This window comes from Mesorhizobium sp. Cs1299R1N3, from assembly GCF_037179625.1.
GTDB classification, from domain to species: domain Bacteria; phylum Pseudomonadota; class Alphaproteobacteria; order Rhizobiales; family Rhizobiaceae; genus Mesorhizobium; species Mesorhizobium salmacidum.
Map to the genome: position 1 here is coordinate 57,257 of NZ_JAPYKQ010000011.1, position 15,508 is coordinate 72,764.

At 65.7% G+C, this 15,508-nt stretch carries 18 protein-coding genes; 13 read left to right on the plus strand and 5 right to left on the minus strand.

The genetic code is table 11. From position 1 onward, the window contains the following. Positions 1 to 2: 2 nt before the first annotated feature. Entirely contained in the window at positions 3 to 1,115 is a 1,113-nt protein-coding gene (locus O7B34_RS21960; protein ID WP_337139879.1) for an efflux RND transporter periplasmic adaptor subunit, read from the minus strand. Between the two features lie 85 nt (positions 1,116 to 1,200). On the opposite strand from O7B34_RS21960, the gene O7B34_RS21965 reads away from it, so the two are divergent. The 9 genes from O7B34_RS21965 to O7B34_RS22005 all read left to right on the plus strand — a co-directional run bounded on the left by O7B34_RS21965 (position 1,201) and on the right by O7B34_RS22005 (position 9,948). Continuing rightward, entirely contained in the window at positions 1,201 to 1,776 is a 576-nt protein-coding gene (locus tag O7B34_RS21965; protein WP_337148065.1) for a TetR/AcrR family transcriptional regulator, read from the plus strand. Positions 1,777 to 1,846: 70 nt separating this feature from the next. After that, on the plus strand, positions 1,847 to 3,151 hold the full coding sequence (gene fabF / locus O7B34_RS21970) for a beta-ketoacyl-ACP synthase II (protein ID WP_337148189.1): 1,305 nt from the start codon (positions 1,847 to 1,849) through the stop codon (positions 3,149 to 3,151). A gap of 100 nt (positions 3,152 to 3,251) precedes the next feature. After that, positions 3,252 to 4,112 carry an oxidoreductase gene (locus O7B34_RS21975; protein WP_337148066.1) on the plus strand — a complete coding sequence of 287 codons (861 nt, stop codon included), beginning with the start codon at positions 3,252 to 3,254 and terminating at the stop codon, positions 4,110 to 4,112. Between the two features lie 248 nt (positions 4,113 to 4,360). Further along, a complete protein-coding gene (locus O7B34_RS21980; RefSeq protein WP_337139882.1) occupies positions 4,361 to 4,984 on the plus strand; it encodes a TetR/AcrR family transcriptional regulator in 624 nt (207 codons plus the stop codon). A 149-nt stretch (positions 4,985 to 5,133) separates the two neighbouring features. Continuing rightward, entirely contained in the window at positions 5,134 to 5,637 is a 504-nt protein-coding gene (locus O7B34_RS21985; protein ID WP_337148067.1) for a DUF302 domain-containing protein, read from the plus strand. Further along, on the plus strand, positions 5,637 to 8,237 hold the full coding sequence (locus O7B34_RS21990) for a xanthine dehydrogenase family protein molybdopterin-binding subunit (RefSeq protein WP_337148069.1): 2,601 nt from the start codon (positions 5,637 to 5,639) through the stop codon (positions 8,235 to 8,237). The genes O7B34_RS21985 and O7B34_RS21990 overlap by 1 nt, the downstream gene beginning before the upstream one ends. Beyond that, a complete protein-coding gene (locus tag O7B34_RS21995; RefSeq protein ID WP_337148071.1) occupies positions 8,230 to 8,709 on the plus strand; it encodes a (2Fe-2S)-binding protein in 480 nt (159 codons plus the stop codon). The genes O7B34_RS21990 and O7B34_RS21995 overlap by 8 nt, the downstream gene beginning before the upstream one ends. A 10-nt stretch (positions 8,710 to 8,719) precedes the next feature. Continuing rightward, positions 8,720 to 9,577 (plus strand): FAD binding domain-containing protein, encoded by an 858-nt coding sequence (locus O7B34_RS22000; RefSeq protein ID WP_337148072.1) that lies wholly within the window; start codon positions 8,720 to 8,722, stop codon positions 9,575 to 9,577. Between the two features lie 83 nt (positions 9,578 to 9,660). Continuing rightward, positions 9,661 to 9,948, plus strand: a complete 288-nt coding sequence (locus O7B34_RS22005) for a hypothetical protein (RefSeq protein ID WP_442920988.1) — start codon at positions 9,661 to 9,663, stop codon at positions 9,946 to 9,948. An 11-nt stretch (positions 9,949 to 9,959) separates the two neighbouring features. Here O7B34_RS22005 and O7B34_RS22010 read toward each other — a convergent pair whose 3' ends face one another. Then, complete coding sequence (locus O7B34_RS22010; RefSeq protein WP_337148073.1) at positions 9,960 to 10,553, minus strand: TetR/AcrR family transcriptional regulator; 594 nt, start codon at positions 10,551 to 10,553, stop codon at positions 9,960 to 9,962. A gap of 66 nt (positions 10,554 to 10,619) precedes the next feature. Here O7B34_RS22010 and O7B34_RS22015 point away from each other — a divergent pair, with 66 nt between their 5' ends. After that, positions 10,620 to 11,045 carry a VOC family protein gene (locus O7B34_RS22015; RefSeq protein WP_337148074.1) on the plus strand — a complete coding sequence of 142 codons (426 nt, stop codon included), beginning with the start codon at positions 10,620 to 10,622 and terminating at the stop codon, positions 11,043 to 11,045. Between the two features lie 9 nt (positions 11,046 to 11,054). Here the strand turns inward: O7B34_RS22015 and O7B34_RS22020 are convergent, their stop codons facing one another. Then, on the minus strand, positions 11,055 to 12,005 hold the full coding sequence (locus O7B34_RS22020; RefSeq protein WP_337148075.1) for a S1C family serine protease: 951 nt from the start codon (positions 12,003 to 12,005) through the stop codon (positions 11,055 to 11,057). Positions 12,006 to 12,231: 226 nt separating this feature from the next. Between O7B34_RS22020 and O7B34_RS22025 the strand changes: the two genes are divergently transcribed. Further along, positions 12,232 to 13,104, plus strand: coding sequence for a S1C family serine protease (locus tag O7B34_RS22025; RefSeq protein ID WP_337148076.1), 873 nt, complete (start codon positions 12,232 to 12,234; stop codon positions 13,102 to 13,104). 8 nt (positions 13,105 to 13,112) lie between these two features. Continuing rightward, entirely contained in the window at positions 13,113 to 13,751 is a 639-nt protein-coding gene (locus O7B34_RS22030; RefSeq protein WP_337148190.1) for a helix-turn-helix transcriptional regulator, read from the plus strand. 6 nt (positions 13,752 to 13,757) lie between these two features. On the opposite strand, the gene O7B34_RS22035 is transcribed toward O7B34_RS22030, so the two are convergent. Next, positions 13,758 to 14,147, minus strand: a complete 390-nt coding sequence (locus O7B34_RS22035) for a type II toxin-antitoxin system VapC family toxin (RefSeq protein ID WP_337148077.1) — start codon at positions 14,145 to 14,147, stop codon at positions 13,758 to 13,760. Further along, positions 14,144 to 14,410 (minus strand): type II toxin-antitoxin system VapB family antitoxin, encoded by a 267-nt coding sequence (locus O7B34_RS22040; protein ID WP_140505177.1) that lies wholly within the window; start codon positions 14,408 to 14,410, stop codon positions 14,144 to 14,146. The genes O7B34_RS22035 and O7B34_RS22040 overlap by 4 nt, the downstream gene beginning before the upstream one ends. Before the next feature lie 179 nt (positions 14,411 to 14,589). On the opposite strand from O7B34_RS22040, the gene O7B34_RS22045 reads away from it, so the two are divergent. Then, a complete protein-coding gene (locus O7B34_RS22045) occupies positions 14,590 to 15,456 on the plus strand; it encodes an SDR family oxidoreductase (protein ID WP_337148078.1) in 867 nt (288 codons plus the stop codon). Positions 15,457 to 15,508: the final 52 nt, after the last annotated feature.

The following is a 15,508-nucleotide window of genomic DNA, read 5'->3' on the forward strand; positions in this document are numbered from 1 at the left end:
CGTCAATTGCTCCCGTTTTCAGAGGCAGTCCTGACGCGAGCGCCCTCCTGCAGGAGATGAGCGCCGAGCGAAACAATCTGATCGCTGGAACTCAGTCCGGAGATCACGGCGGTTTCGCTGGTCACACGAACAAGCTTGACGGGCCGAAAGTGTACGGTCGAGGTTGCGCCGTCCAAGCTCCAGACGCCGGTCTTCTGACCATCATCCAGCACGGCTCCGAGCGGCACCTGGACTTCCGTTTGACTTGCCTGGCTTGCAAGCCGGATGGTTACCGTCGCGCCAAGCGGTGCTGCCGCGGCCTCACCATCGAGCACATAACGGGCCTCATAGGTACGGGTCTGGGGATCGGCAGCGTCCGACAACTGCCGCAGATGCGCCCTAAAATGCCGCCCATCGGCCCCATACATGCCCGCCTCGGCTACCGATCCGATCGCCGGCCGGATCGTTTCGGGAAGCGCGACCACAGCCTCGCGGGGGCCGGCGTTCGCGATCCGAACCACGGTTTGTCCCGCGGTGACAACCTGTCCCGGCTCGCCAAGCGTTTCGACGACCGTTCCGTCGGCGTTCGCGTCCAAGATGGAATAGGCCGCCTCGTTCTCCGCGACCTTCGCTTCCGCTTCCGCCGCTGCAAGCTGCGCCGTCGCGGTATCCAGTGCTGCCTTCGCCTGCTCGTAACGCTGCGGGGTTGCCGCCAATTCCTTCTTGACCAGAACGGCATAGCGCTTTTCGTCCGCACTGGTCTGAACCAGGACAGCGCGTGCCGCGGCGACAGCGTTGCGCTTGGCGGTGAGCGCAAGGGCCAGATCGGTATCATCGATCCGCAGCAGCGGTTGGCCCGCCTTGACCTGCTCTCCGACATTCACAAGGCGCTCGATGATCTTGCCGGGAACGCGAAAGCCTAGATTGCTCTGCACCCGCGCGGCAATGGTGCCTGTAAAGCCGCGCTCGGATCCGGGCACCGGCACCGCCGTCACCAGTCTGACGATCGGTGATTCCTGCCTCGGGTCGGCCGCTGCGGAAGCTGCTTGCGTGCGAATGGAAAGTGTGACGAAGGCCGCCACACCCAATCCCGCGACCAAAACGCTCCCCAGCCCAATAACGTGTTTCTTTTTCATGCCCGTCGCCTCCTGTTAAATAGATTGCATTCACACTCTATATCTGCTATTGATTACGAATGCAATCTAAAAAAAGGAGATGACGATGCGCGTAAGTCGCAGTCAGGCTGAGCAGAACCGGCAAACCGTGATCGATGTGGCAAGCCGGCTTTTTCGAGAGCACGGCTTTGATGGCATTGGGCTGAAGGATCTGATGAAGGGTGCCGGGCTGACCCAAGGCGCCTTTTACAAGCAGTTCGAATCCAAGGAGGAATTGGCAGCGCAGGCATCGCGGCGAGCGATGGAACACGCGACCCGCAGATGGTCGGCTGTTGCTGCCGGAAGCCCTGATCCCCTTGAAGCCGTTATCGGCCTCTACCTTTCAACAGGGCATCGCGAAGAGAAGAGCGACGGTTGTCCATTGGTTGCGCTTGGTTCTGATGCGGCGCGTCAAAGCGAAGAAGTGAGGCTCCCGTTCCAAGATGGCATTGCAGCTCACCTTGAGGTTCTCGACGAGTTGATGCCTAGGGCGGAAAGCCCGGGAACCCAGCGCAAGGCGATGGCGATGCTGTCGCTCATGGTGGGTGCCGTGACGATCTCCCGTATCCTTGGAGATGAAGAGATGTCGCGGGACTTTCTCGATGCCGCCGCCGGCGAAGCCAGGCGCATCGCGACCTCGTAGGCCCCGTGATCGCGACCGAGCGTCCGCACGGGCCGCCGCGCGAACGGATCAAACAGAAGCTGGAGTAGACATGCGTCGTATCGTCATCACAGGCATGGGAGCAGTCAGCCCCCTTGGGGCCAGCGCGGCGACTTCCTGGTCGCGGCTCCTGGCAGGCCGTTCGGGTATCCGGAGCCTGCCGGATGAAATGGTGGCAGACCTACCGGCGAAGGTCGGCGGAATGGTTCCCTCCCTACGGGAAGACCCCGAAGCCGGCTTCGATCCGGATACCATCCTTGCTCCGAAGGAACAGCGCAAGGCGGACCGCTTCATTCTCTTCGCGCTGGCGGCGGCGGACGAGGCGCTGGCCCAGGCAAGGTGGAAGCCGGTCTCGGACGATGACAGAGCCCGCACCGCGACGATCATCGCTTCGGGTATCGGAGGATTTCCCGCGATAACCGAGGCCGTGCGAACCGTCGATCAGCGCGGTGTTCGGCGTCTCTCGCCGTTTACGGTGCCATCGTTCCTGGTGAACATGGCGGCGGGACAGACTTCGATCCGATATGGGTTCAAAGGCCCGCTCGGCGCTCCGGTGACGGCGTGCGCGGCCGGCATCCAGGCGATCGGCGATGCGGCGCGTCTCATCCGCGCCAATGAAGCCGACATCGCGGTGTGCGGTGGAACGGAAGCCTGCATGAATGCGGTCAGCCTCGGCGGCTTTGCCGCCGCACGCTCCCTTTCGACCTCCTTCAATCACCGTCCCGATCAGGCCTCCCGTCCCTTCGACATGCTGCGTGACGGCTTCGTCATGGGCGAAGGAGCCGGAATCCTGGTCATCGAGGCATTGAGCCACGCGCTTGCGCGCGGCGCCAAGCCGCTCGCCGAGCTCGTCGGCTACGGCACGACGGCGGACGCTTATCACATCACCTCCGGTCCCGAGGACGGCGATGGTGCGCGGCGGGCCATGGAGATCGCGATCACCCAAGCCGGTATTTCGCCGCGTGAGGTCCGCCACCTCAATGCGCATGCGACCTCCACGCCGGTCGGCGATGCGGGGGAAATAGAGGCGATCAAAAGGGTCTTTGGCGCGGATTTCAGCATCGCCGTCAGCGGAACGAAGTCGGCGACCGGGCACCTGCTCGGAGCCGCCGGTGGGCTTGCAGCGATCTTCACGATCCTGGCGCTCAGGGACCAGGTCGCACCGCCGACCCTCAATTTGAGCGCCCCCGATCCGGCCGGCGACGGGATCGACTTCGTCGCGAATCACGCCCGGCCGATGGAGATGGACTACGCGATCTCCAACGGCTTCGGCTTTGGCGGTGTCAACGCCAGCGCGCTGTTCCGACGCTGGACGGACAAGGTGAGCAGCGCGAACGCCGGAGGGGCCGGTGACTGAGCTTGACCCTAACCGCTTCCGTTTCTCCAACCGCCAATGGCCGACGAGCGAACGCCACATCTCGAAACGCAAATCCAGATCAAAGAAAGAAATGATTTCCATGAACAAGACCAATCCTGGCGTCGCCCTGGTGACCGGGGCATCCTCCGGCATCGGGCACGCAACGGCCAAAGCCCTGCTCGAGGCGGGCTTTCGCGTATTCGGAACCAGCCGCCGCGCGGCGGGCGAGAGGACCGACGGCGTCACCATGCTGACCTGCGACGTGACCGATGACGCGTCCGTGGCGAAACTGGTCGATGACGTTCTGGCCAAGGCCGGGCGGATCGACCTGCTTGTCAACAATGCCGGCATGGGTCTGTTTGGCGGCGCGGAGGAGTCCTCGATCGCCCAGGCTAAGGCGCTGTTCGACGTGAACGTCTTCGGCGTTCTGCGCGTGACCAACGCGGTGTTGCCGGCAATGCGCCGCCAGGGGAAGGGCAGGATCGTCAATTTGAGTTCGGTGCAGGGGTTCATCCCGGCTCCCTATTTCGCGCTCTATGCGTCGACCAAACATGCCATCGAGGGCTATTCCGAATCGCTCGACCATGAACTGCGTCCGTTCGGCATTCGCGTTGCGCTGGTCGAGCCCGCCTATACCCGTACGTCATTCGAGGAGAATCTCGCCGCTCCCGATCAAGTGCTTGATATCTATGACTCCGCGCGCGCCGGCATGACCATGGCCGTGCGGAAATCGATGGAAAAAGGCGATGCGCCCGAAGTGGTGGCCAAGACCGTTTTGACGGCTGCGACCGATCCTGCCCCGAATGGGCGCTATGCGGCGGGAAAAATGGCGCGCCAGGTCAGTCTCCTGCGCCGTTTCGTCCCCGCATCCGCATTCGACAAGAGCCTGCGAAAGCAACTCGGGCTTCCTGGGGCGTCGACCCGCGGACGCATGACGCGCCGTTTACAATGGTTTCGTTGAATGCGCCTCCTTGTCAACGCATCGTGTGCCGCTTGCAGTGGGCCGACAAGCGCGGTCGCCTTGAAGCCGAGGACCGGAAGGTCGAGGCCCGAGCAGGGCTCGCCCGTGATGGCAGGAGCACTGACGCTCCGGCATGTTGCCCACATCGCCACCAGTGGGCGTGTTGACCGCGTTGACTCTGTCGATCGACAACGGATGTCCAACATCATTTTATAGTTCATGCCATTGAACGGTCGAGAGGAGCACCAATGCCGTACGCGCCAAAGCACAAGCAGCAGACCCGGGAGAGGATTGTCGAAGCCGCAGCCCGGCTGTTCAACAGGGGAGGCTTTGCCGAGGTCACGATCGGCGAGATCATGACAGCCGCTGGGGTCACGCATGGCGGCTTCTATCGGCACTTCAGCAGCAAGGAAGAGCTCTACGCCGAGGCCGTGAGGCATTTCCTGAAGAAGGAAGTGCCGGAGCGCTGGCAAAAAGGGCTCGCGGACGCATCCCTGCCCGACCAGCGGTTCGCCAGCTTCGTGGTCGATGCCTACCTGTCGCGCGATCACCTCCAGGATGTCGACGGCTCCTGTCCCTTGGTCGGGCTATCGTCCGACGTTGCGCGCAGCAGCCGCGGCGTCAAGTCCGCCTATCGCGAGGTCGCACAAGCCATGGTCGATGTCTTCAAGACGAATTTGAAGGGGCGTGGAGCGCGCGACCAGGCGATGGTGCTGGTCGCTCTCTGCGTTGGAGGCATGGTGCTGGCCAGAGCGCTCGACGATGAGGATTTGGCCAAGGACTTTCTCGATACGGCCCACAAGCATGCGCTTAAAACGACGGGTTGGCGAGGCGGCCGGGCCCAATCCTCAGCGAAAGTAAGTACTGCGTGAAGCGCGCATCCGTCCTCCTGGCGAGAGGTCCAGAGGTGCGCAAAAGATGATCTTGATCATCTCTTGCCGCTGACAGAAAGTCCGCCGCGAGCACAGGCGCCACCGTCGGCAATCCACTCGATCGGCGGCTGAAGTGAGGGACGAGGAGTATGAAGACGATGGCAACCGAACAGACGTTCAGCGTCACGCGACACACCCTGACCACGGACAAGCCGTTCGAGGCGTTCATCAGTGAACTCGAGAAGCGCGCGCCTCTGGTCTCGCCGGAGGTACTCGGGGAACTCGCCGACTTGAACCTTCCAGAGGACCAACTCAGGGCGCGGGTCGAGGGGCTCATCGGGTCGAGCGGCTTCGTTCTGTTCATGAAGGCCATACACAATCAACTATTCTCCCACTTCGGCCGAACCCACGCCAGCGTCCAGTACGCCATCGGCAATCCACTCATCGCGAAAGACGTGTCCGATAAAGCCCCGGCGGTCTGCCTGTATACGCCATTTCGGCTGGCCGCGTACGAGTCGCCGGAGACCCGCAAGACGATCGTGAGCTACGACAGCCCCGCGTCGCTCTTCGGCTCCTTCGGTGTTCCCGATGCGGCCGAGATCGGCGCAAAGCTCGAGGGAAAGCTGCAGGACCTCCTGGCGCGGTGCCTGTGATGGAGGCCCAGAATCCGGACTTGCATTCTCCGGTGGCCGAGGGTCCCAGCGTGGGCCGCCCCGTCCGTCGTCTCGAAGACGAACGCTTGCTGCGAGGCGGGAGCCGCTACGTCTCGGACTTGATCGCGACGTCCGACGCCCTGCGCGTCAAGATACTGCGCTCGCCTCACCCCCACGCCCGGATCCTCGCGGTCGACGCCACCGCCGCCCGCGCGATGCCGGGTGTCGTGGCTGTCCTCATGGCCGACGACCTGGCGGGCATCGGTGACCTCCCCTGCGATTGGGAAGCCCCCGGCATGATCGGGGTCCCGCTGCATCCGGTCCTGGCCCGCGACCGTGCTCGGTACGTTGGCGAGCCGATCGCGGCAGTCGCGGCCGAGAGCGCCAACGCGGCGGAAGATGCGCTGGCTGCAATCGAGGTCTCCTACGAGGTGCTCCCCGCGGTCGCCGAACAAGAGGCGGCCATCGAGCCGGGTGCTGCCCAACTTCACGACGCCTTGCCCAACAACATCGGCTACCAGTTCCGCCGTGAGGGCGGCCATGTCGACCGCGCTCTCGCCGACGCCGAAGTCGTCGTGCGACGGCGTCTGACCAACAACCGGGTCGCCCCCGCGCCGCTCGAGGGCCGCGTCGTTCTGTCCGAGTTCGCCCTCGCGTCGGGCCGGCTGGTCCACCACACGTCGAGCCAGCTCCCTCACGTCCACGCGCGTGCCCTCGGCGCATGCCTTGGCCTGCCGCTGCATAAGCTGCGGCTGGTCGCCCCAGACATCGGTGGAGGGTTCGGAGCCAAGCTCTGTTTTTACGCCGAGGACGTGATCTGCGCCGTGCTGTCGATGCGCACGGGCCGCGCCTGCGCGTGGGCGGAGGCGCGCGGTGAAAGCTTTCTCGCCACCACGCACGGGCGCGATCAGGTCCAGTACGCCGAGATCGCGGCCCGGCGCGACGGCCGGATCACCGGCTTCCGCTCTCGGCTCGTCGCCGACCTCGGTGCCTATGCTATCGGCATGGGGCCTGGCGTGCCCGCGATCAACACAGGATACGGCGTCTCCGGCCCTTACGACATCCCGAACGTCGCGACTGAGGTGGTGGGGGTCTTCACCAATCGCACGCCCACCGGTCCCTACCGCGGCGCGGGACACCCCGAGGCCACCTTCCTCCTCGAGCGGATGATGGACGAGCTGGCCCGCGAACTCGCGATGGATCCGGCCGAAGTCCGGAGGGTGAATTTCGTGCCCCCGTCCGCCATGCCGCACCGGATGCCGACCGGATGGACGCTCGACTCGGGCGATTACGCCGCCAGCCTGGACGCGGCGCTCGACCTGGCGGGCTACCGAAAGTTGCGTGAGCGTCAGGCGATCTTGCGGGCGGAAGGTCGCTTCCTTGGCATCGGGCTCGCCACCTTCTCCGAGAGTTCGGCCGTTGGCCCCTCGATCGGGATGGGCGCGGTCGGCTTCTGGCGAGCCGGCCACGAAAGCGCGCGCGTGGTCGTCAACGCCGACGGTTCCGCGACCGTCTTCTCCGGCGCGATGAGCACCGGGCAGGGCCACGCGACGAGTCTCGCCCAGATCGCGGCCGACGTACTAGGACTGGCGCCCAACGAGGTCGAGGTCGTGCAGGGCGACACTCAAGCCGTGCCGTTCGGGACCGGCACCTTCAACTCGCGTTCCATGGCGATCGGCGGCACGGCCGTCCACATGGCGGCTGGCAGGCTCCTGGAGAAGGCCCGGAAGATCGCCGCCCACAAGCTCCAGAGGCGCCCCGCGGACCTCACCTTCGAGCACGGCGTTTTCCGAGCCTCGGATGGATTGGGGGTCATCGCGGCGGTCGCACACACCGGAAAGAAGGTCGAGGACCGGGTAGTCCACGCCGTCTTCCGGCGACGGTTGGGCATGGAACTCCCCCCCTCGGACCGGGAAGCCGAGACTCTGACTCTCGCCGACGTGGCGCGCGACACCCATCTCGGCCTCGACTTGCCGATGGGCACGGCGCCTGGCCTCGACGAGACCGAATTCTTCGATCCAGAAGACATGCCCTTCGCCTACGGCACTCACATTGCCGTCGTCGAGGTCGATCTCGAGACCGGGCAGGTCGCGTTATTGCGTCACGTCGTGGTGGACGACTGCGGCCGGATCATCAATCCCCTGCTCGTCGAAGGGCAGGTGCACGGCGGTGCGGCGCAAGGCGTGGGCCAGGCGCTCATGGAGTCGATGGTCTACGGGATGGGCGGTGAGCCGATGGTCGCTAGTTTCTCCGAGTACGCGATGCCGCGCGCCGCGGACCTACCCTCTTTCGAGACGGGCCATACCGAGATCCCGACCAAGCTGAATCCGCTCGGCGCCAAGGGCGTCGGCGAGGGCGCCACGATCGGTGCGACCCCGGCAGTCGTTAACGCTGTCCTCGATGCGCTGGCGCCGGTCGGCGTGACCGAGGTGGCGATGCCAATGACCCCAATGCACGTGTGGCGGGCGATCGAACGGGCGCAGGAGGGGCGGCGCAGTCTGGCCCGCGAGACCGGAGCGGAACCGTCATCGCCTGGCGGTTCGCAGGCCGGCGCGTTCATGCTGCTCGTCCAGGCAGCCAAGGGAGGGGACGATGCCTGAACTCGCGATGACGGTGAACGGCCGCGCGGTCCGCGCTGCGGTCAAGGGACGCACGCTCCTCGTCGAGTATCTACGGGAGCACCTTCAACTGACGGGCACGCACGTCGGGTGCGACACGACGCAGTGCGGAGCTTGCGTCGTCCACGTGGACGGCCTCGCGGTGAAGTCGTGCACCATGCTGGCGCTGGAGTGCGAGGGTTCGGCGGTCACGACTATCGAGGGGTTGGCCCCGCGCGGCGCCCCGCTCCACCCCATGCAGGCGGCCTTTCGCGAGCACCATGCTCTTCAGTGCGGCTACTGCACGTCGGGCATGGTGATGATGGCGATCGATATTGCCCGGCGCCGGGGCGCGGTGGACGAGGCGACGATCCGCGAGGAGCTCAAGGGCAATATTTGCCGCTGCACGGGCTACCACAACATCGTCAAAGCGATCGCGGCAGGCACCAAGGCGATGGCCGCCGGGCGCGAGTGAGGACCTTGCCATGAATGAATTCGATTACCATCGGGCCAGCTCACTCGACGAGGCTCGTCGGCTCGGCGCCGCGGGGGGAGCGGCCTTGCTCGCCGGAGGCCAGACGCTCCTGCGGGATCTAAAACATCGCCGGCGCGCCCCCGCGAGCCTCGTGAAGATCTCCGGGGTGCTTCCGCGGGAGATCGACCTACGCGACGGCGGGATCACGATCGGAGCCGGCGCGACGCACGCCGAGGTCGCCGTCTCGGAGGTCGTTCGGGACCGGCTGCCGGCGCTGGCGGGCCTGGCAGGACATATCGGTGACCCAGCGGTGCGCCACCGGGCCACACTGGGCGGTGCCGTCGTCGCGCACGAGGTCGCTGGCGACTATCCCGCCGCCTGTCTCGCGCTCGGCGCGACGGTTCACACGACGGGGCGGGACCTCGCCGCCGCCGAGTTCTTCGCCGGCCCCGGCCGGACGGCGCTGGAACCGGGGGAGATCGTCACCGCTGTGACGTTCCCCGTGCCCGCGAAGGCGGCCTACGTCAAGTTTCTGAATCCGGCCGCGCGCTACCCCATGGCCGGGGTGTTCGTGGCGCTCGCGGCGGACGGCCGCCCCCACCTGGCAGTCGCGGCCGTCCGCGCCGACGGCGCATTCCGCTGGCTCGAGGCGGAGGCGGCGCTTGCCGCGACGTTCGTCGGCGACGCGCTTCGAGAGGTGCACATGCCGCTCGATGGCCTGACGGTAGACCTGTTCGCGGACGCGACCTACCGGGGACGCCTTGCGGAAGTGCTCGCCCGGCGGGCGGTGTTCCTCGCCAACAGTGCCGCTCCCGGGGTCGCGGTGTTCTCGCACGGATCGCCCCTGCAGATCGGAGTTGAGCGATAAGCACGCTGGCCGCCCTCCCGATCTCGGCCCACGGCAGGATGGATCGGCGGAACCGGCTGAGTACGGTGTCGGCGCACCTTCCGGTGGGCGGTGACTATTCTGAGGCTAAGGCCACGACCATGGAGTTGGTAGAGGCCACGGGCTTTGAGGCGCTGGACTCAGGGAGCCTTGTCGATTCCTGGCGTCAGCAGCCCGGCACTCCCGCCTATTGCACCGAGCTGACAAGCGATCAGCTGAAGGCGGCGCTGCGGTCGGCCGACAAATCCCGCGCTTCCGGAAATCGTGATGCCCTGATCAGGCAGTTCATGGCAGCCGGCGACAAGCTCACGCACGCGGACATCGTCGCCGGCAACCGGGCAGCGACTGTGTGATCATATTCGCATCAGGCGCGGGACAGTCCGTCTATCAGCGCCGTCAAGACGGCGCGATAGTCCTCGGCTGATGCGCCCGCCTCGATGGCGAGCGCAGCGCGGTCGAAAGCAGAACCGAGCAGCGCCGTCAGCGCCTCCGCCGGCAGCTTTGTCATCGATCGCGCCCGCATGGCCGCGACAAGGCCTTCACGCAGCGAGCGGTTACCGTGGCGGTTATCGATCGCGTCCATGGCGGTGCGGCCGAGCACGGCCGGGCCGTCGAGCAGCAAGAGCCGCGTGCGGCCGGGCGCGCGCATGGCCATGAGATAGGCGTCGGAACCGGCAATCAGCGCATCGCGGGCGCTGAGCGAAGGCGGGGAGGCGCGGTCGATCTCCCGCGCCACAGCCGCCGCTTCCTGTTCAGCCACGGCGGCGAAAAGCGCCTGCTTGTCGGCAAAGTGGTGATAGAGCGCGCCACGCGTCACGCCTGCGGCGGCAACGATCTCCGGCGTGCCGGTCTCGGCATAGGATTTTTCCGTAAACAGTTTGCGCGCCGCCGCGATCAGGTCGGCGCGCGTCGCCTCGGTGCGGTCGCGGTTCGAGCGGCGCCCGGATTCCTGTTGCATACATGCAGCCTGTATGTTAATTCGATTTACATGCAGACTGTATGTTGATTGACGGGAGAAGGAAAGATGAAGACGACGAGCTACTACCCGGTGCTGATGACCGGCGATGTCGCCGGCACGGCTGCCTTCTATGTCGAGCATTTCGGGTTCCAGCCGCTGTTTACGAGCGACTGGTACGTGCACCTGCAATCGGTGGACAACCGCAGGGTCAATCTCGGCATTGTCCAGGGCGACCACGAGACGATCCCTGAGGAGGGACGGGGGCGGACCTCGGGCCTGCTGATCAATTTCGAGGTCCGCGATCCTGACGCAGTCTACGAACGGATCACCGCCGCCGGCCTGCCGATCCTGCGCACGCTGCGCGACGAGCCCTTCGGCCAGCGCCACTTCATCACCAAAGATCCCAACGGCGTGCTGATCGACGTCATCAAGCCGATCCCGCCCAGCGAGGAGTTCCTGGCGCAGTATGCCGAAGGCGCGGCGGGGGTGTGAGGGGCGGGCTCAGCTCGCCCTTGCCACCGGCGTCACCGCCACCTGGCTGACGCCGGTGCGGCGTACCACGGTGCACAGCGTCTCGCGGCCGATGCGCTCGGCGTCGAGCATGCGCACGAGATCGTCGACGCCCGTCACCGGGCGCCCGTCGATGGCGGCGATGATGTCGCCTTCCTTGAGACCTGCCTTGGCCGCCGGGCCGTCCTTCTCGACGCTGCGCAGGCGTACCGCCGTGCTGGTCGACACCTGCGACAACAGCGCCGCGCGGCGCGGCAGGTTTACGGTATCGGCGGAGACACCGATGAAGGCGCGGCGCACGCGGCCGAAGCGGATGATCTCGGAGATGACGAACCTGGCGGTGTTGGAGGCGACGGCGAAGGCAATGCCTTGCGCGCCGTGGATCATGGCGGTGTTGACGCCGATCACTTCGCCCGCCGACGACACCAGCGGCCCACCGGAATTGCCGGGGTTGAGCGCGGCGTCGGTCTGGATGACGTCGTCGATCAGCCTGCCGGTCGAGGCGCGCATCGAGCGGCCGAGCGCCGAGACGACGCCCGAGGTGACCGTCCATTCGAAGCCCAGCGGATTGCCGATGGCAATCGCGATCTGGCCGCGCCGCAGCCGCTTGGAATCGCCGAGCGGCGCCACATCGGCGAAGCTGCCATCGGCGCGCACCAAGGCGATGTCGGCGTCGGGGTCGCGGCCGAGCACGCGGCCCTCGCTGGAGGCGCCGTCCGGCATCGAGACGCGCACTGTTCTGGCGTCACCCACGACATGGAAATTGGTTACGACCAGCCCATCCGGCGCGATGACGAAGCCCGACCCATGGCCGCCCGGGCCGCCGATGCGCTCGATGCGGCAGACGGCCGGGCCGATGCGATCGACAGCGTCCGCTACTGTTTCGGAATAGGCGTCGAGCAAGGTGTCATCGGATTGGATTTTGGGGGCGGCGAGGGCCATGAGCGGGCTCCGTGTTTTCAGGCACAACGATGCGTTTCTTGCATGCGTGTCGTTGTCCCAAAACCGGTGAGCACTTTTGCGCGACACACACTATATGTGCGGAGCGGCCCGAACCGCCGCGACCTGACCAGATGGCCAGTCAAACCCGCAACTAGCCGTCAGGCGAGTACCCGCAAGCGCGCCGTCGAGCGATATCTGGGACATGCAAGAAACCCAGGAGACCCTTATGAGCGACTTCAATTTGAGCGCGTTTTCAGACGCCATCGCCGATCTGGCAGCGGAAGCCGCGCCGGCGACGGCGAGCTTCGCCACCCATCACCACCGCACGGCCAGCGCCTTCCATTGGCGCGACGGCTATTTCGTCACCGCCGAGGAAGCCGTCGAGGCCGGCGAGGAAATCGAACTGACGCTGGCCTCCGGCGACACTGTGAAGGCCGAACTCATCGGCCGCGATCCTTCGACGGGCGTCGCTCTGCTGAAGCCTGCCGATGCGGCCACCGCGCCTGTCCTTGCCAGGGCCGATGCCGTTCGGCCGGGCAACATCGCCATTGCCATCGGCAGCAGCCAGGGTTCAGCACTGGCCGTGTCCGGCTCGGTCGGCGAAGTCGGGCCGGCCTGGCGCTCGATGCGCGGCGGCACCATCGACCGGCGCATCAACCTGGCCGTCGGCGCCGGCGGCCGCTTCGAGGGCGGCCCGGTGCTCGACGCCAAGGGCGCGCTGATCGGCATGCTGTTGTTCGGGCCGCGCGGCCGTGCGCTGGTCATGCCCCACGAGACGATCGAACGCGCGGTGGCGACGCTGCGCGAAAAGGGCCATGTCGCACGCGGCTATCTCGGCGCCGGACTGCATCCGGTGCGTGATCGCGACGCGCATGGCGCAATGGTGATGAGCCTCGACGACAATGGCCCGGCCAAGGCCGCCGGCCTCTCGCTCGGCGACATCATCGTGGCGTGGAACGGCGAGGCCGTGCATGGTCCGCGCGACCTGATCCGCCGGCTCGGGCCTGACAGTGCCGGTGCTTCGGTGACGTTGGGTGTCGTGCGGGGCGGCGAACAGCGCGACGTCGTGCTGACCATCGGCGAAAAGCCGCTGAGCTGAGAGGAATGATGGAAACACTCGCCAGCGACCGGATCGGGACCGACAGTGCGGCTTCGCGGCGGCTGGTGGTGCTGATCGCGCTTGGCGATGCCGGGCGCGCCGAGCGCCTGGCCGCCTCGCTTGCCGCCAGCGACGACCTGTTGCCGGTGGTGGTTGGCGGCGGCAGGGCCGATGTCGCGATCGTCGACGACAGGAGCGGTGATGCCGTGCCGGCCTCAGTGCCACGGGTGCTGCTCTCGGCGCGCGCCAGCGGCGAGCGGCCTGCCGGCGAAGTGTTTGCCGTCATGCCCGCCGGCGCGGACGACCTGTTGATCGGAGCGGCGGCGCGGTTGGCCGCTGCTGGCTACAGCATATCGGGCAATGGCCGCGCGCCCGGACGCCGTGAGGATTTCCACGCCGGCGATGGCGAGCCGTTCGAGGATGAAGCTTTGGACGAGCACGCCGCCCGGCCAGCGCTGTCGCCACGCGAGGCGGAAGTGCTGGCGCTGCTCGCCGAAGGCGCGCCCAACAAGGTAATCGCGAGGCGGCTCAACATTTCCGTGCATACGGCGAAGTTCCACGTCGCCGCGATCCTGATCAAGCTCGGCGCCGCCAATCGTACGGACGCCATCGCCATTGCCATGCGACAGGGGCTGGTGCTGGTCTGATATCGATCAGACCGCCGCTTCGATATCGGTCAGGCGGAAATCATCACCTTTGAAGAGCAGCGGCATGGCTTCGAGCCGGGCCGTGGCGTAGGCGATGCAGTCGCCGAAGGTCAGCGCCGCCGGGTGCCGGCCCTTGCCATAACGCAGAAAGGCTTGCCGGGCGACAGCTGCATGGTCGGTGGTGAAGTCGATTGTCTCGATCGAGGCGGTGCGCAGGAAGCGGTCGAGGCGATCCAGGATTTCATCCTGCCGGCCGCCCGCGAGCACCATGGTGGTTTCAAGAAAGGTTGGCGCTGCCAGCAACCGTCTCTTGGCTTGCGTGATCGCGAGCACGAAACGTTCGAAGCCCGGCTCGACACGCAAAATGGCGACCAAGACCGAGGAATCGATGATCATTTCGTCGGGATTCCGAATTCGTCGTAACCGAGGATTTCGTCGTCAGTCATCGCATTTTCGCGCTTGGGGATTTTTCCGGCGCTATCGGAAATTGCCATCAACCGTTGAAATAGGTCGCTTGCTTCATCGCGAGGCACCAACCGTTCGCGCGCAACCTCGCGCTCAAGGCTCTGACGGATCGCCTCGGTCACGGACACGCGGCGGCGGCGGGCGAGTTCACGCGCCAATTGCTCGACTTCCATGTTCTTGATCGAGAGTGCCATTCTATATTCTACCTATCTATATATAGAATATACACCAAACTCCGGGTCAATCCAACATGTTTCAGGCACTCGGCCAGCCAGCCTCCGCAGCGTCACCATGGCTTGCCATCACAAGCTCTTGTATCCCCCTGCTGCGCGGGCAAGGATCGTACAAAGAAGTATGAGGACGCGGAGGAAAAATGTCGCTCAAGGGAAAGACGCTGTTCATCTCCGGCGGGTCGCGCGGCATCGGGCTGGCGATCGCGCTGCGCGCCGCGCGTGACGGCGCCAATGTGACGATCGCGGCCAAGACCGCAGAGCCGCATCCCAAGCTGCCGGGCACGATCTACAGCGCGGCGCAAGAGATCGAGCAGGCGGGCGGCAAGGCGCTGCCGATGCTGTGCGACATCCGCGAGGAAGGGCAGGTCGCCGAGGCGGTCGCCAGGACCGTCGAGAAATTCGGCGGCATCGATATCTGCGTCAACAATGCCAGCGCCATCCAGCTTACCGGCACGCTGGAAACCGACATGAAGCGCTACGACCTGATGCATCAGATCAACACGCGCGGCACCTTCCTCGTCTCCAAAATGTGCATCCCGCACCTGAAGTTGGCTAAAAACCCTCACATCCTGAATCTGGCGCCGCCGCTCGACATGAAGGCCAAATGGTTCAAGAACCACGTCGCCTACACCATGGCCAAGTTCGGCATGTCGATGTGCACGCTGGGCATGAGCGCGGAATTCGCCAAGGACGGCATCGCCGTCAATTCGCTGTGGCCGATCTCGACCATCGACACGGCGGCGGTGCGCAATCTGCTGGGTGGGGCGACGGTGGCGGCGATGAGCCGGTCGCCAGACATCATGGCCGATGCCGCGCATGCGATCTTCATGCGGCCGTCGCGCGAGGCGACGGGCAATTTCTACATCGACGAGGAGGTGCTGCGCGCCGACGGTGTCAGCGATTTCTCGGTCTATGCGCCAGGCGCGACCGGGCCGTTGGCGGGAGACTTCTTTGTGCCGGATGAGGTGTTTGCGAATTCGGATACGAACGTCAAAAGCATCTATTAGCGGGCGTTACCCGCCGCTGGCGCTGCCCTCATCCGCCTGCCGGCTCCGCTTC

What these genes read in the sequence shown, in the direction of transcription:
- O7B34_RS21960 (WP_337139879.1), bottom strand. Translation starts at nt 1,115, where the DNA reads ATGAAAAAGAAACACGTTATTGGGCTGGGGAGCGTTTTGGTCGCGGGA.
- O7B34_RS21965 (WP_337148065.1), top strand. Translation starts at nt 1,201, where the DNA reads ATGCGCGTAAGTCGCAGTCAGGCTGAGCAGAACCGGCAAACCGTGATC.
- fabF (WP_337148189.1), top strand. Translation starts at nt 1,847, where the DNA reads ATGCGTCGTATCGTCATCACAGGCATGGGAGCAGTCAGCCCCCTTGGG.
- O7B34_RS21975 (WP_337148066.1), top strand. Translation starts at nt 3,252, where the DNA reads ATGAACAAGACCAATCCTGGCGTCGCCCTGGTGACCGGGGCATCCTCC.
- O7B34_RS21980 (WP_337139882.1), top strand. Translation starts at nt 4,361, where the DNA reads ATGCCGTACGCGCCAAAGCACAAGCAGCAGACCCGGGAGAGGATTGTC.
- O7B34_RS21985 (WP_337148067.1), top strand. Translation starts at nt 5,134, where the DNA reads ATGAAGACGATGGCAACCGAACAGACGTTCAGCGTCACGCGACACACC.
- O7B34_RS21990 (WP_337148069.1), top strand. Translation starts at nt 5,637, where the DNA reads ATGGAGGCCCAGAATCCGGACTTGCATTCTCCGGTGGCCGAGGGTCCC.
- O7B34_RS21995 (WP_337148071.1), top strand. Translation starts at nt 8,230, where the DNA reads ATGCCTGAACTCGCGATGACGGTGAACGGCCGCGCGGTCCGCGCTGCG.
- O7B34_RS22000 (WP_337148072.1), top strand. Translation starts at nt 8,720, where the DNA reads ATGAATGAATTCGATTACCATCGGGCCAGCTCACTCGACGAGGCTCGT.
- O7B34_RS22010 (WP_337148073.1), bottom strand. Translation starts at nt 10,553, where the DNA reads ATGCAACAGGAATCCGGGCGCCGCTCGAACCGCGACCGCACCGAGGCG.
- O7B34_RS22015 (WP_337148074.1), top strand. Translation starts at nt 10,620, where the DNA reads ATGAAGACGACGAGCTACTACCCGGTGCTGATGACCGGCGATGTCGCC.
- O7B34_RS22020 (WP_337148075.1), bottom strand. Translation starts at nt 12,005, where the DNA reads ATGGCCCTCGCCGCCCCCAAAATCCAATCCGATGACACCTTGCTCGAC.
- O7B34_RS22025 (WP_337148076.1), top strand. Translation starts at nt 12,232, where the DNA reads ATGAGCGACTTCAATTTGAGCGCGTTTTCAGACGCCATCGCCGATCTG.
- O7B34_RS22030 (WP_337148190.1), top strand. Translation starts at nt 13,113, where the DNA reads ATGGAAACACTCGCCAGCGACCGGATCGGGACCGACAGTGCGGCTTCG.
- O7B34_RS22035 (WP_337148077.1), bottom strand. Translation starts at nt 14,147, where the DNA reads ATGATCATCGATTCCTCGGTCTTGGTCGCCATTTTGCGTGTCGAGCCG.
- O7B34_RS22040 (WP_140505177.1), bottom strand. Translation starts at nt 14,410, where the DNA reads ATGGCACTCTCGATCAAGAACATGGAAGTCGAGCAATTGGCGCGTGAA.
- O7B34_RS22045 (WP_337148078.1), top strand. Translation starts at nt 14,590, where the DNA reads ATGTCGCTCAAGGGAAAGACGCTGTTCATCTCCGGCGGGTCGCGCGGC.